12 protein-coding genes are annotated in these 14,389 nt (G+C 71.0%); 4 read left to right on the top strand and 8 right to left on the bottom strand.

The window, feature by feature from the left end; genetic code table 11:
• Positions 1-17: 17 nt before the first annotated feature.
• The 8 genes from ACH4E8_RS28460 to ACH4E8_RS28495 form a co-directional block, all read right to left on the bottom strand.
• Positions 18-1,154: a DegT/DnrJ/EryC1/StrS family aminotransferase gene (locus tag ACH4E8_RS28460; RefSeq protein ID WP_398453439.1), complete on the bottom strand. Its 1,137-nt coding sequence runs from the start codon at positions 1,152-1,154 to the stop codon at positions 18-20.
• 60 nt (positions 1,155-1,214) lie between these two features.
• Positions 1,215-2,123 (bottom strand): carbohydrate ABC transporter permease, encoded by a 909-nt coding sequence (locus ACH4E8_RS28465; protein ID WP_398453441.1) that lies wholly within the window; start codon positions 2,121-2,123, stop codon positions 1,215-1,217.
• Positions 2,123-3,001, bottom strand: coding sequence for a carbohydrate ABC transporter permease (locus tag ACH4E8_RS28470; protein WP_398453443.1), 879 nt, complete (start codon positions 2,999-3,001; stop codon positions 2,123-2,125). The genes ACH4E8_RS28465 and ACH4E8_RS28470 overlap by 1 nt, the downstream gene beginning before the upstream one ends.
• Positions 3,002-3,008: 7 nt before the next feature.
• Entirely contained in the window at positions 3,009-4,271 is a 1,263-nt protein-coding gene (locus tag ACH4E8_RS28475) for an extracellular solute-binding protein (RefSeq protein WP_398453445.1), read from the bottom strand.
• 123 nt (positions 4,272-4,394) lie between these two features.
• Positions 4,395-6,449, bottom strand: coding sequence for a hypothetical protein (locus ACH4E8_RS28480; protein WP_398453448.1), 2,055 nt, complete (start codon positions 6,447-6,449; stop codon positions 4,395-4,397).
• A gap of 233 nt (positions 6,450-6,682) precedes the next feature.
• Positions 6,683-7,420 carry an amidohydrolase family protein gene (locus ACH4E8_RS28485; RefSeq protein WP_398453451.1) on the bottom strand — a complete coding sequence of 246 codons (738 nt, stop codon included), beginning with the start codon at positions 7,418-7,420 and terminating at the stop codon, positions 6,683-6,685.
• Positions 7,420-8,163, bottom strand: a complete 744-nt coding sequence (locus ACH4E8_RS28490) for a hypothetical protein (RefSeq protein ID WP_398453453.1) — start codon at positions 8,161-8,163, stop codon at positions 7,420-7,422. Before ACH4E8_RS28490 ends, ACH4E8_RS28485 begins: the two co-directional genes overlap by 1 nt.
• Complete coding sequence (locus ACH4E8_RS28495) at positions 8,160-9,281, bottom strand: DegT/DnrJ/EryC1/StrS family aminotransferase (protein WP_398453455.1); 1,122 nt, start codon at positions 9,279-9,281, stop codon at positions 8,160-8,162. The genes ACH4E8_RS28490 and ACH4E8_RS28495 overlap by 4 nt, the downstream gene beginning before the upstream one ends.
• 362 nt (positions 9,282-9,643) lie before the next feature.
• Between ACH4E8_RS28495 and ACH4E8_RS28500 the strand changes: the two genes are divergently transcribed.
• The 4 genes from ACH4E8_RS28500 to ACH4E8_RS28515 form a co-directional block, all read left to right on the top strand.
• Positions 9,644-10,720 carry a mandelate racemase/muconate lactonizing enzyme family protein gene (locus tag ACH4E8_RS28500; RefSeq protein ID WP_398453458.1) on the top strand — a complete coding sequence of 359 codons (1,077 nt, stop codon included), beginning with the start codon at positions 9,644-9,646 and terminating at the stop codon, positions 10,718-10,720.
• Positions 10,721-11,018: 298 nt separating this feature from the next.
• On the top strand, positions 11,019-12,128 hold the full coding sequence (locus tag ACH4E8_RS28505) for a hypothetical protein (protein WP_398453459.1): 1,110 nt from the start codon (positions 11,019-11,021) through the stop codon (positions 12,126-12,128).
• A 311-nt stretch (positions 12,129-12,439) separates the two neighbouring features.
• Positions 12,440-13,252 carry an SDR family NAD(P)-dependent oxidoreductase gene (locus tag ACH4E8_RS28510; RefSeq protein ID WP_398453462.1) on the top strand — a complete coding sequence of 271 codons (813 nt, stop codon included), beginning with the start codon at positions 12,440-12,442 and terminating at the stop codon, positions 13,250-13,252.
• Positions 13,253-13,289: 37 nt separating this feature from the next.
• Positions 13,290-14,389 (top strand): acyl-CoA dehydrogenase family protein (locus tag ACH4E8_RS28515; RefSeq protein WP_398453464.1); only part of this gene is annotated, 1,100 nt, incomplete at its 3' end.

Consider the following 14,389-nt stretch of genomic DNA (forward strand, 5'->3'; position numbering starts at 1 on the left):
CCACCGCCTCGTCGTGGTCACACCGGGCGCGTGAACGCGTCCCGCACCTTCCGTGCCGCCCGTGCGACGTCCGCCATCGCGTCCTCGTCGGCCATCAGCACGTTCTGCCGCACCCACACCGTGGCCGCCGCCTCCGCCTCCGCCACCGGGCACGGCCGGGCGTACGCGGCGAGCGACGGCTCCACCGACAGCGAGCGGTAGCCCGCGTCCAGCGGAATGCCCTCCGCCGCCATCGCGGCGACGAACTCCTCCTTGGTACGCCCCCCGAACGCCGCCCGGTCGTACCGCAGCAGCGCCAGATGCCGGGTGTGCCGCCCGGTGTCCGGGGGCGCCGGGCGCATCGACAGGCCCTCGACGTCAGCCAGCGCCTGGGCGAGGGCCGCCGCGGAGCGCGTGCGCCGGTCGATCTGCGCGGGCAACTGCGCGAGTTGGGGTCGGAGCACGGCCGCCTGGAAGGCGGTCATCCGCAGGTTCCAGCCCAGCGCGGGGTGCTCGTACCAGCCGCCGGCCAACCTCCGCCCGACGTTGTGCAGCGACCACAGCCGCTCGTACGTCGCCCGGTCGCCGGTGACGATGACGCCGCCCTCGCCCGCCGTCATGGCCTTGCTCGACTGGAAGCTGAAGCAGGCGACGTCCCCCCAGGTCCCCGCCGCCCGTCCGCCCCGCACCGCGCCGTGCGCCTGCGCGGCGTCCTCGACCACGGGGACCCCGGGCGTGCCGACGTCGGCCACCGCGCCCGAGAGGTGGACCGCCATCACGGCCCCGGTCCGCGGCCCGACGAGGGCGGCGGCCGCGTCCGGGTCGACGAGCAGCGTGTCGGGGCGGACGTCCGCGAACACCGGCCGGGCGCCCGCCAACACCACGGCGGTGGCGCTGGCGACGAACGTGTACGCCGGGACGATCACCTCGTCGCCGGGTTCGACGCCGACCGCGCGCAGGGCGAGGAAGAGCCCCACGGTGGCGTTGACGGTGCACACCGCGTGCGGCGCGCCCGTCGACTCCGCGAACGCGGCGGCGAACTCCTCCACCTGCGGCCCGTCGGTGGCGCCCCACCGGCCGCTGTCGAGGACGGCCAGCAGCGCCTCGCGCTGCTCGTCGGTGGCGGGCGGCGGCCACTGGGGCCAGGGCTCGGTGCGTACGGGCGAGGACGTCACGAGTTCCCTTTCATGGTTCCGCGGAGAATCTGCGCGCGCTCCGGTTGGCGTCGAGGGACCTCACGTCTTCAGCCCCGTCGTCGCGATGCTGTCCGTCAGATACCGCTGGAGCAGCCCGAAGACCAGCAGGCACGGCACGACGGTGATGGTCGCCCCCGCCATCACCTGGTTGATCGTCACGTTCTCGCCGTCGAGCGTGGCCAGCCCCACCGTCAGGGTGTGCATGTCCCCGGACTGGGCGATGACCAGGGGCCACAGGAAGTCGTTCCAGTGCCACAGGAAGACGAACACGCCGAGCGTCGCCATGATCGGCCGGATCAGCGGGATGACGATCGTGGTGTAGATCCGCCACTCGGAGGCGCCGTCGATCTTCGCGGCCTCGAACAGCTCGTCCGGCAGTTGCATGATGAACTGCCGCATCAGGAAGACGGCCTGGGAGTTGGCGAGGGTCGGGACGATCATGCCCCAGTACGTGTCCACACCGCCCAGCTCGGAGATGAGGATGAAGTACGGGATGAGCGTGGCCTGGAACGGCACCATCAGGGTCGCCAGGAACGACCAGAACATGACCTCCCGGCCGGGGAAGCGCTTCTTGGCGAAGGCGTAGCCGGCCATGGAGGCGAACAGCAGGATGAACACGACGGAGACGACGGAGTAGATCGTCGAGTTCAGGGCCCAGCGCAGGATGTCGGAGCTGCCCAGGACCTCGTCGAAGTTCGCCAGCGTCGCCCGGGTGACGTCGAACGCGCCCGGCAGGGTCTTGCCGCTGTGCGGGGCGAAGGCGACCAGCACCATCACCGCGAACGGGGCGACGGTCACGAACGCGACCAGCACCAGCAGCGTCGGCAGCGTGAGCCGCGCCGGACCCCGGCCGGGCCGGAGCGCCTTCCGCGTCCGGTCCCCGCCCCCGGCCCGACCCTTGCCGCCGCCGGTGTCCGGCGACGGCTTGCCGCGGGTGAGCAGAGCCATCAGTCGTCCCTCCCGATCAACCGCCGCTGGATCAGCGAAAAGACCAGTACGACCAAGAAGAGCACGAGTCCCAGCGCGCTGGCGTAGCCGAAGTCGAAGTACTTGAAGCCGGTGTCGTAGAGGAGGTAGACGAGGCTGTAGCTGGAGCGCACCGGGCCGCCCGCCGTCATGACGTACATCTGGTCGAAGACCTGGAACGCCTGGATGGCCTCGATGACCAGTACGAAGAACAGCACCGGCCGCAGCATCGGCAGGGTGATGTGGCGGAAGCGCTGCCAGCCGCCGGCGCCGTCGATCGTCGCGGCCTCCGTGACGGCCCGGGGAATCGACTGGAGGCCGGCGAGCAGGATGAGCATCGAGTAGCCGAAGCCCTTCCACGCCGATGTCGCCGCGATGGAGGGCAGCACGAGCGATTCGCTGCCGAGGAAGTCGACGGAGCCGAAGGACAGGGCGCCGAGGGCGGAGTTCAGCAGGCCGTCCTCGACCTCGTAGATCCACTTCCAGACGACGGCGGCCAGCACGATGCTGGTGACGTACGGCAGGAAGTACACCCCGCGGAAGAAGCCGCGCATCCAGACCGTGCGGTGCAGCAGCATCGCGGTGCCGAGGGCGAGCCCGATCGTCAGCGGGACGTAGACGGCGGTGTACAGGGCGGTGACGCCCAGGCTCTCCCAGAACAGGTCGTCGTCGATCAGCCGGGAGTAGTTCTCGGCCCCGATGAACTCCCATGCGCCGTTGAGCCGGTAGTCGGTCATCGAGAGGAACGCCGCGCCGACGACCGGGCCGAAGCGGAACACCGTGAACAGCAGGAGCATCGGGGCCACGAACAGCAGCCCCGCGCGGGCGTCGTGCCGGCGCAGCGGCGCAATCTTCCGCATTCGGCGGCTACCGCTGCCTGGCCAGCAGGTCGTCGCCCCGCTCGGCCGCCGCGTCGAGTGCCTGTTGCGGAGACTTCTTGCCGGTCAGCGCGGCCTGGATCTCCGGGGCGAGGATGCCCATGAGTTGGCGGGCGACGGGGCTGGACTCGCCGGGGACGACGAAGGCCAGGGCGTCCTGGAGCTTCTTGGCGTGCGGGCTGTCGGACGGCACGGTGACGTCCGTACGCGGCGAGAGGAAGCCGGTGGCCTGGCCGAGGCTCTTGATCTGGTCCGGCTGGGTCATGAAGTTGATGAACTGCTCGGCGCCCTCCTTGTTGCCCTTGGCGTTGATTCCGAGGGCGCCGGGGACGCCGAAGGCGGCCTGCTTCGCGCCGGTGAGCGGGGCGCCGACGAGGACGTTCTCCTTGCCCCACGCCTCCTCCGCGACGGCGAAGTCCCGGCCGGAGTTGGTGAAGCCCATCGCGACCTGCTGCTTGCCGAGCGCCTGGTCGGCCAGGACGTTGACGTTGTTCATCGCCGTCTTGGGGACGGCACCCTGCTCGTACAGGTCGGTGAGGAAGGTGAGGGCCGCCACGCCCTTGTCGTCGTTGAACGCGACGCTCTTGCCGTCCTCGCTGAAGACCCTTCCGCCGGCCTGCCAGAGCAGCGGGTAGAAGTTGAGGTTCAGGGTGGCCTCGTTGCTGGCGGAGTAGTCCAGGGTGGCCAGGCCCGCGGCCTTCAGCTTCGGCGCGGCGGCCTTGATGTCGTCCCAGGTGGCGGGGGGATTCTTGATGCCCGCCCGGTCGAGGAGCTTCTTGTTGTAGAGCGTCGTCGTGATGGTGTGGTAAATGGGGGCGCCGTACGCCTTCCCGTCGCTGCTGAGCACTTCCAGGGCGGCCGGCAGGAACTTGTCCGCGTGGCCCTTGATCGCCCCGTCGACGGGCGCGAGGGAGCCGTTCGCGAGGTACTGGGGAATCTGGTCCGGCTGGAGGACCACCACATCGGGGCCCTTGCCGCCGCTGAACGCGGTGGCGAGCTTCTCGTCGCGGTTGTCCCACGGCTGCTGCTCGATGGTGAGCTTGGCGTCCGAGTACTTCTTCTCGTACGCCTTCTCCAGGCTCTGCCAGTAGTCCGCGTTGGCCTTGGGATCGGCGATCACCGGGTACATCCAGACGGTCACCTCCTCCGTGACCGAGCCGGACCCGCCGTCGGAGCCGCCGCAGGCGGCGGTGAGGGCGGCGAGGCTGAGCAGGGCGAGGGGGATGCGCACACGCTTGAGCGATGAGTTCACAAGGGCCTCCGTGGGCATCGGGGTGCAGTGGAGCCCGGCACTTTCGGCCTTGACCGAAAGTAGCCAGGCCGTGCGGGGGCTGTCAATAACCTTGCAGCGCGGCGCGATTGGGGCCGGCCCGGATCAGTCGTCATCATCGCCCGGGACGCCGTCCTGCGGGTCGATGCGGTACAGCTCGGCGCCTCTGGTGAAGTAGAGCCGGCCGTCGGGGTGGGCGATGAGTCGCCGGTGCGCGTACTCGGCGAACAGCACCGGAGGCCGCCACGACCGGGGATCGACGCGGTAGATGCGGTTGCCGTCGATGCTCGCGTACAGATGGCGACCCATCACGGCGAGATCGCCGCCGCCCCGACCGGCGCCCACCGTGAAGCGCCGGACGACCTCGCGGGCGTACGGGTCGACGGCGAAGACCGTGTTGCCGGCGATGCCCCACAGCTTGCGGTCCGGGCCGACGGCCACGGCGGTGACGGTGGCCGCCCCCGGCACCGGAACCAGCTCCCACAGCTTGCGCCGGGCGCCCACGTGCCAGGCGAAGACGGCGCCCGACTCGCGCGTCGGCGGGGTCGTGCTGAGCCCCCCGGTGATGGAACAGCCGCCGTAGACGACGCCGCCCGCGGCGGCGAGCGAGAAGACCGACTCGTCCTCGACGACGTGCCGGGTGACCTCCACCCCGCCGGTGTCCGGGTCGTACACCGCGATGGCGCCGCCGAGCCGGTCGCCGTCCGGGACGGTGCCCATGACGATCTTCCCGCGCACCTCCACCAGGGCCTTGGCCCGCATCTGCACGTGGTCCTTCAGCGTGTAGATCCGCTCCGGGTTGTCGGGGCTGCCTGCCGGGCCCGGCGAGTACTCCGGGGAACTCCAGGTCGTGCGCGGGTCGTACCGGTAGAGGCGGGCCTCGGGGTAGGTGCCGATCCACACGGAGCCGTCGCGGGTCCGCAGCACGGACTCGGTCTGCGAGAAGCGGTGGAAGTCCGACCGGCCGGTGCGGGTGCCGACGCCGGCGAAGCCGCCGTTGAGGAACCCGCCCGCGTAGACGGTGCCCCGACCGCCGGCGCCGAGGGCGAGGATCTCGATCGGCTCGTCCCGCCTGACCTGTGTCTCCAGCGTGGCGTACGCACCGGTCTGCGGGTTGTAGCGGAACATGTGGCCGCGCCACAGGGTGCCGACGAGGCTCTTCCCGGGGTACTGGGGCAGGCCGAGTTCGGCCCAGCCGATGGAGCGGGCGTTCTGCACCCGGCCCGAGAAGGTGAGGCCGGTGCCGGTGAGCTGCCGGGTGGCGGGGTCGTAGCGGCGCATCTCGCTGCGCTGGATGAAGTAGACGGCGCCGTCCGCGCCGGGCGGGGAGATGTTGAGGCCGTGCGCGTCGGGGATCTCGTCGGTCCAGGTGCGGGCGGCGACGTCGAAGACGTACAGCGGGCTGGGGTTGGCGGTGCCGATGCGGGCGTAGAGGCGGCCGTCGTGGACGTCGAGGTCGTACACGCTCAGCTTGTTGTCGGGCGGCAGCCCCGGCGGCGCGGGCAGTTCGGTGAAGGTGCGGGTCGCGGGGTCGAACTCGGCGATGCGGCCCTGGGAGTACGCGCCGCTGTAGACCTTGCCGCCGGCGCAGGCGAGGCTCTTGATGTACGTCTGGTCGGCGATCGGGCGGCCGAAGTCCTCGACGGCGCCGGTGTCCGGGTCGTAGCGGAAGAGGTGGCCGAGCGGCGAACCGCCGCCCCACACCTTGCCGTCGGCGTCGACGGCGACCCGCCAGATGAAGTTCTCCCCGGGGACGGGCACGCCGAGGTCCTCGGCGGTGTCGCCGCCGCGCCAGCGGTAGAGCCGGCCCTTGCTGCCCCACGTGCCGGCGTAGACGGAGCCGTCGGGCGCGGCGGCGGCCGTCCAGCCGCCGTCGGCGCCGGGCAGCTTGGCGGCGACGGAGACCTCGCCGGTGACGGGGTCGATGGCGTTGAGGTGGGCGGGTGCGCCGTTCGAGATGTTCCAGCAGGCAGGCCGGCCGTTCGGCGCCGGGGCGACGACGCCGCCGATGAGGAGGACGTCCTTGAGGGGGACGCCGAGGGATTCGGGGCCGGTGGCCTCCCGGCCGTTCAGGGCCGCCGCCTGCACCGGGACTGCGGACAGGGCGGTGACGGACAGTGCTGCGGTCGTGCTCACCAAAAACGCACGGCGCGTCGACATGGTGTGGAACACCTCCGGTTCCAGGCTTGAGTTACGGCACTAGCCGAAAGTGATATGCCGCGCACCAGTAGCCGTCAAGACTCCCTACGGCTTGCACCGGGCGGCACCCGGGGGCGGAACGACCGTCGCTACGACCGCTCGACGTCGGCGGCGGGCCGGAGGACCGGCGGGTGCCCCGCACCACCGCGGCGCGGCGTCGGCGTTCCGGATCGCGACCTCTCCGTGGCCGGAGGTCACAGGACGGGCAGTTGGAAGAGTTCCGTGGCGTTCCGCCACAGGACGCGTTCGCGTTCCCCGGGGGTGAGGCCGGCGTCGCGCAGGACACCGAGGGCGAGGGCGGGGTCCACCAGGGTGGCGTCGGTGCCGAAGAGGAAGCGGGTGATGGGGACTCCGGCCGCACGGGCATAGGCGATCCGGCCGGCGTCCGTCACGGTGCGGCAGTGTTCGAGGTAGAGCCGGTCGCAGGCCGCCGCCGCGTGGGCGGCCTCGCGCCAGGCGTCGCCGCCCGCGTGGCCCATGATGACGCGGAGGCCGGGGCGGGCGGAGACCAGGTCGGGCAGGAGTTCGACCTCGCGGCCCCAGGTGTGCAGGAGCAGGGGGACGCCCGCGTCGGCGACGAGGTCGAACGCCTCGGCCAGTTGGGCGGAGCCGGGGGCCCGGCCGGGGTAGTGGGTGTGGATCTTCGCACCCACGAAGCGGCCGGTGTCCAGGCAGCGCCGCAGGTCCGCCGCGCTGTCGTCGATGCGGTTCGGGTTGACGACCGCGTAACCGAGGAGTCTGGGGCGGGTGGCGAGCGCCGTCCGCAGGGCGCGGTTGCCGGCGACCGCGTCGAAGACGACCGCCTCGGACGCCGACACCAGTTGGAGGTCGATGCCGTAGCGGTCCATCTGGCGCAGGTTGTCGTCGGCGTCCCCGCCGGTGAGGTGGAACTGCCAGCGGCCCACGTGGGCGTGCACGTCGATGACCGGCATCAGGCGAGCAACTCCTCGACGTTCTCGGTGGAGATCGCGGCGCGGTCGGCGGCCGTGATGTCCGCGTGGCGCAGCCGCAGCGTCTGCGGGGAGATGTCCATGAACGGGGTGCGGGAGCCGAAGACGAGGTGGCGCGCGCCGACGGAGCCGACGACCCGCTCGATGGAGTCGGCGCCGGACAGCATGCGGGTGGTGGCGCGGAAGCCGGGTTCGGTGCGGGCGAGGAGCAGGAAGTCGGCGAGGAGGTAGGCGTGCAGATCGAGGAAGACGACGTCCGCGCCCCGGCCGGTGAGACCGGGGCCGAAGCGGCGGGGGTCGCCGTCGTGGAGGAGGACGAACCCGCGGTCGAGGGCGAGGGCGACGACGTGGCGGTAGCCGGGGAAGCCGGGTTCGGCGCCCTGTTCGACGGTGAACAGGCGCAGGAAGCGCACCCCGTCGGCGCTCAGTTCGTCGAGCCGGTCCTCCGCGGTCAGGGCGTCGCGCACGTCGACGGTGCCGACGGGCAGCAACTCCGGGCAGCCGGCGAGATCGCGGACGGTCTCCGCATTGCCCGCCCGGTCGTCGAAGAGCGGGCCCCGGGTGGACAGGGCCAGCGCGCGGGCGACGGGGGAACAGGCCAGGACGGAGCGGACTTCCGCGAGCGGGGCGTCGCGGTGGTGCCGGGGCCAGGGGCCGTACAGCACGTCCACGTCCCAGCCGATGTGCTCGTCGGCGGTGGGGGCGAGCCAGTCGTGCGCGGTCATCCGGCGGCCACCTCGCGCAGCGCCCGCGCGATGCGGTCCACGTCGCCCGGGCTGTAGCGCTCGTTCCACGGAAGCACCAGCAGGGTGCGGGCGATGAGTTCCTCGGCGCGCGGGCACAGGCCCGGTTGGTGTCCGGGCAGCGCGGGGTTGGCGTACAGGGGGCGTTCCAGATAGCCGGGCAGCGCCGGTACGCCGAGTTCGTCGAGGGCCCGTGCCCAGCGGGCGTTGTCGTCGACGAGCAGCGGCATCACCCACCAGGCGTGGCCCTGCCGCCGTCGGGGCATCCGGACGGCCGGGACGTCCCGGAGCACCTCCGCGAGCTGTCCGGCCCGCTCGCGGCGCACCCGCACGACGTCGGTGACCTTGCCGAGTTGGGCGCGGGCGACGGCCGCCGACAGCTCGGGCATCCGGTAGTTGAGGCCCATCACCCGGTGGATGCGGCCCTCGCTGCGGTCCCAGCCCTTGTCCATGAAGAGCCGCATCCGGCGGGCGAGGGCGGGGTCGCGGGTCAGCGCGAGTCCGCCGTCGCCCGCGGTGATGTGCTTGAACTGCTGGAGGCTGAAGCAGGCGACGTCCCCGACCGTGCCGAGCAGCCGGCCCGAGGCGTCCGCACCGAGCCATGCCTGGGCGCTGTCTTCGACGAGGACCAGTGAGTGCCGGTCGCAGATCGCGCGCAGGGCGTCGACGTCGGCGGCTCCACCGAAGAGGTGGACCGCGATGACCGCCTTGGTGCGGTCGGTGACTGCGGCTTCGACGGCTGCCGGGTCGAGGTTGCCGTCCTCGGCGCGCACATCGGCGAACACCGCGCGCCCACCCTGCGCCAGGACGGGGGCGACGGTCCCGAAGTCGGAGACCGGAGTGGTGATGACCTCGTCGCCGGGGCCGATCCCGGCCGCCGCGAGCGCGAGGTGCAGCGCCGCCGTCCCGGAGCTGCAGGCGACGGTCTCGGGGACCGCGTCCGGTGTCGCGTACAGCCGGGACATCTCCGATTCGAGGGAGCGCGCTTCGCCTCCGAAGGAACTGCACAGCACCGCCGAGTCGAGGACGCGCAGTACGGCGGCGCGTTCTTCGGCGCCCAGGGTGCGGCCGCGAGGTTCGAGAACTGTGGGCAGTGGCATTTCCCGTTCCGGCATCGTGGCACTATCCTCTCCGCAGACACGCGGTTATGGCCCGGGCCGAAAGTAGGTGCCATGGATGGCGGACGTCAAGCCTCTTCCGGTCGGCGCCGCCCCCGCACGGCCGCACGCCCCACAGACGTTCCCCGGCAGTCGTGTTCGAGCTGGCACCCGAGCAGAACGGAGACCGGCGATGCCTCTCACCGTTGCCACGTTCTCAAGCGTCCCGAACGCGCGGGAGTCGCCGCACCCACGAGCGGTCGCCAGGAGGGACTGACCGGCCGCCCCCGATCGTCTACCGCGGACACCTCTGAGCGCCACCGGACCTTGTTACGGTCCGGGCCGTAACGATAAAGGAGCCGTGCTTGAAGATCGCCTCCGTCCATACGCGCGTCGTCAGGGCCCCCTATCGACGCCCCTTCGTCATCAGCAGCGGAACCAGTCCCGAACTGATCAGCCTCGTGGTCGAAGTACGCACCGCGGAGGGCGTCACCGGCTTCGGTGAGGCGTCCCCGATGACCGCTTACACCGGTGAGACCCTCGCCGGCCTGGAGACCGCCCTCACCCAGCACGCCGCGCCCGCCCTCGTCGGCCGCGATCCGCGCGATCTGGCCGGGGCGCACACCGCGATGGACACCGCGATACGCGGCCAGCGCCTGGCGAAGGCCGCGCTCGACATCGCCCTGCACGACCTGGCGGCGCGGGCCGCGGGGTGGCCGCTGCATCTGCTGCTCGGCGGCGGAGTCCGCACCAGCGTGCCGACGGCCTGGGTCGTCGGCCTCGGCACCCTGGAGGAGATGGCCGCGGAGGCCGCCGACTACGCGGCCCGCGGATTCACCCACATCAAGGTCAAGGGCGGAGAGGACCCCGAACTCGACGTCCGGTTGGTGCGGCTGGTCCGCGAGACGGTCCCGGCAACGGTCGAACTCTGTCTCGACGCCAACGAGGGCTACGTCCCGGGGACGGCCGCACGCACGGTCGCCCGGCTCGCCGACGCAGGGCTCGACCTCGTCGAACAACCGCTCCCCCACTGGGACTTGGCGGGCATGGCCGCCCTGCGGCGCACGGGCGCGGTGCGGGTGATGGCCGACGAGAGCATGCAGTCGCTGCACGACGCGATGGAGATCGTGCGCCGCGGGGCGGCGGACGTCCTCAACATCAAGATCCTCAAGGTGGGAGGTCTGCACCGGGCCCGCCAGATCGCTGCACTGGCGGAGGCCGCGGGGCTGGCGGTGAAGCTCGGCACGATGCCGGAGCTGGGCGTGGCGACACTGGCGGCGGCCCACCTCGCGGCGGCACTGCCGCATGCGACGGTGCCGGCGGATCTGGTGGGGCCGCTGCTGGTGACGGAGGATCCGCTGGCCGGCGCGGTGTTCGCACCCACGGCGCACACGGGCCACGTAGACCTACCGACGACCGCCGGCCTGGGCCACCACGCCTAAGGGCTGTCCCGTAATCCCTGGCGGGCGCGCGACGACAGCTACGGCACCTCGCTGCGTTGTCGGAATCACCACATACATCAAGTATGCGGTGACCCCTCCGCCTTGCGATGCACCGCATCTGACGCCGCGCGCTGATCCACCGGGGATTACGGGATAGCCCTTAGGTCGTGTCCGGAAGTCCGCTGCACTTCCCCGTTCCTCCGGGGCGCGTGGCCGCATTGACCGCACGGCGCCGTCGCGGTTGCATGCTGATGGCCTTCCGGCAGGGCGCCGGAAGCGGAAACCTTCTGGGGGGAACATGAGAGGGAGCACGAACCGGGGCACCATCAGACGTGGGCGCGTCGCCCTGAGCGCCGTCGCCGTCGCCGTCTGCACGATCACAGCGTTACCGCACGGCGCCGCCTCGGCCGATTCCGGGGACGCGGGGGGCGTCCGCCAGACCGGCGTCGAGAGGGTCAGCGTCGCGGCCGAGGGCACCCAGGCCAACGACGACTCCTCCGACGCGTCGATCACACCCGCCGGCCACCGCGTCGTCTTCTCCTCGTACGCGAACAACCTCACCCCGGGCGACACGGGGAGGAACGAGGAGGTGTTCGTCCGCGAGCTGGCAACGGGTCAGAACAGGCAGTTCGGCGGATACCCGCTGGCGCCGCCGATGCTCAGCAGCGACGGGCAGGTCCTCGCCTATCTGGGCCCCAGGTTCAACAACATGGCCCTCTACCAGCACCACCTCAGCGTGGGGTGGTCAGCGGCCTACACCTGCTCGCTCCGGAGCTGCGAGGCAGCCATGGGCTCGAACGACCGTCACCAGGCGTTCAGTGTCACCTTCAGGCACCCGGAGACCAACCAGCGCATCGAGGTCAGCAATCCGGACACCGGCGGCTTGCAGACCGTCGACGTCATCCACAACACCGCACCGTCCCGACCCTCCATCAGCAGCGACGGCACCCGGCTCGCCTACCAGGACGGCGGGGAGCAGGACGTCTTCCTGTGGGACTGGGCCGACAACACCCCCGCCGGCCCGATCGAGGGCCCGGGCAAGGCCGCCGAACTCGTCCAGCTGAGCGACGACGGCAACAAGGTCGTCTACCGCTCGGGCCCCGACACCTACGTCCACGACGTCGCCTCCGGTACCGCCGCGCCCGTACCCGGCGTCAAGGGCGTGGCCATCGACCCCACCGGCCGCTACCTGCTGCACACCCCGTCCGGCGCAACCGGACCGGCACCGCTCACCCTGCGCGACCTGGAGACGGGCACCGACGAGACCGTCACCGACCGACCCGCCTCGGCCGGGGTCGACGCCGTCAGCACCGGCGGACGCCACGTCGTCTTCGAATCCGCGGCCGAGGGCATCGTGCCCAACGACACCAACGGCAAGACGGACATCTTCCTCCGCACCCTCCGATAGCCGGCCCCCACCCGCAAAAGCCTTGCACCCGCCCGTCGGACCCCGGTCCGACGGGCGGGTTTCCTTATGTCAACGTAAACCCTTACCCATGAGCAACACACCCTTGACACCGGGAACGATGAGAGTAAAAGTGAATCAGCGATAACCTTCGCCACGGTCACTCCGGTCATCGCCGCCCCGGCCTGCCGGGGCATCGTCGTCTCCGTCGAGGACGGACTCGCCCGCCTCGACCTCACCATCAGCCCGCCCGACGGCACCGTGACCCTCCAGGGCCGCGCCGTCATCGCCAACTGAACCCCACCGAAGGACGGATGCACATCATGGGAACCCTGGACGGCAAGGTCGCGATCGTCTCCGGCTCCGGCCGCGGCATCGGACGCGAGGTGGCGCTGAAGCTGGCTTCGGAGGGCGCGAGCGTCGTCGTCAACGACCTGGACAAGGACCCCGCCGACGAGACCGTCGCGGAGATCACCGCGGCGGGCGGCAGGGCCGTGGCCTGTGTCGGGTCGGTCACCGAGGAGGGTTTCGCCGAACGGTTCGTGCAGACCGCGGTGGACGCCTTCGGCGGGCTGGACATCATCGTCAACAACGCCGGCTACACCTGGGACACCGTCATCCAGAAGATGACCGACGAGCAGTGGGACGCCATCCTCGACGTCCACCTCAAGGCACCGTTCCGGATCCTGCGCGCGGCGCAGCCCTTCATCAAGGCCAACCCCGTCCCGTACCACCGCAAGGTCGTCAACGTCTCCTCGGTGTCGGGCGTCTTCGGCAATCCGGGCCAGGCCAACTACTCCTCCGCCAAGGCCGGTGTCATCGGCCTGACCAAGACCATGGCGAAGGAGTGGGGCCGCTACAAGGTCAACGTCAACGGTGTCGCCTTCGGCTTCATCCTCACCCGGATGACCGAGGCCACCGCCGCCGACGAGACCTTCGTCGAGATCGAAGGCCGTCGGATCAAGGTCGGCGTCTCGCCGCAGATCATGGAGGCCGTCAAGCGGACCCACCCGCTCGGTCGCCCCGGCACCCCCGCCGAGGCCGCGGGCGCGATCTACCTGCTCTGCACCCCCGACGCCGACTACGTCTCCGGCCAGGTGCTCAACGTCGACGGCGCCTCCCGCTGAACCGGCCGCCCCGTCCCACCACCAGTCAGGAATGGTCATGAAGCGCAACATCTACAACGAGGAGCACGAGGCGTTCCGGGCGGTCATCCGGGATTTCATCGCCAAGGAGGTGCAGCCCCACTTCGAGCAGTGGGAGCGGGACAACCTCATCGACCGGGAGGTCTTCCGCAAGCTGGCCGCGCTCGGCGTGATGGGCTTCGACATCCCCGAGGAGTACGGGGGCGTCGGGAAGACCAGCTACAAGTACCAGGCGGTCATCACCGAGGAGTCCGCCCGCGCGGCCGTCGCCTTCGGCCACTTCGCGGTCTCCACCGGCGTCGTCCTGCCCTATCTGCTCAACCTCGCGAACGAGGAGCAGAAGCAGCGGTGGTTCCCCGGCATCGCCGCCGGTGACCTCATGCTCTGCGTCGCCATGACCGAGCCCGGCACCGGCTCGGACCTCGCGGGCATCCGTACCTCCGCGAAGCTCTCCGAGGACGGCACGCACTACGTCCTCAACGGCTCCAAGACCTTCATCACCGGGGCCCGGAACTCCGAGTTGTGCGTCGTCGTCGCCCGGACCTCCCCGGCCACGCCGGAGAACCGCCGGCACGGGCTGAGCCTCTTCGTCGTCCCGACCGACAGCGAGGGCTTCGAGTTCGGCCGCAAGCTGGAGAAGATCGGCCTGCGTTCCTCCGACACCTCCGAGCTGGCCTTCAACGACGTGAAGGTGCCGGTGGAGAACCTCCTCGGCAAGCAGGACGAGGGCTTCTCGTACCTCGGCCGGAACCTGCCCCGGGAGCGGCTCTCCATCGCCGTGGGCGCAACCGCCGCCGCGACGGCCGCGATCCGCTTCGCCAAGGAGTACGTCAGCGAGCGCCTGGTCTTCGGCAAGCCGGTGGCAGCCTTCCAGAACACCAAGTTCGTGCTGGCCGAGTGCGCGACCGAGGTCGCGGCCCTCCAGGCGATGGTCGACAAGGGCATCGAGTTCGACGACGCGGACGAGCTGACCCCGGCCGACGCCGCGAAGATCAAGCTCTTCGCCACCGAGGTCGCCGGCCAGGTCATCGACAAGTGCCTCCAACTGCACGGCGGTTACGGCTACATGCTGGAGTACCCGATCGCCCGGCTGTACGCGGACACCCGGGTCTCCCGGAT

The organism is Streptomyces sp. NPDC017979 (assembly GCF_044328175.1).
Classification (GTDB): Bacteria; Actinomycetota; Actinomycetes; order Streptomycetales; family Streptomycetaceae; genus Streptomyces.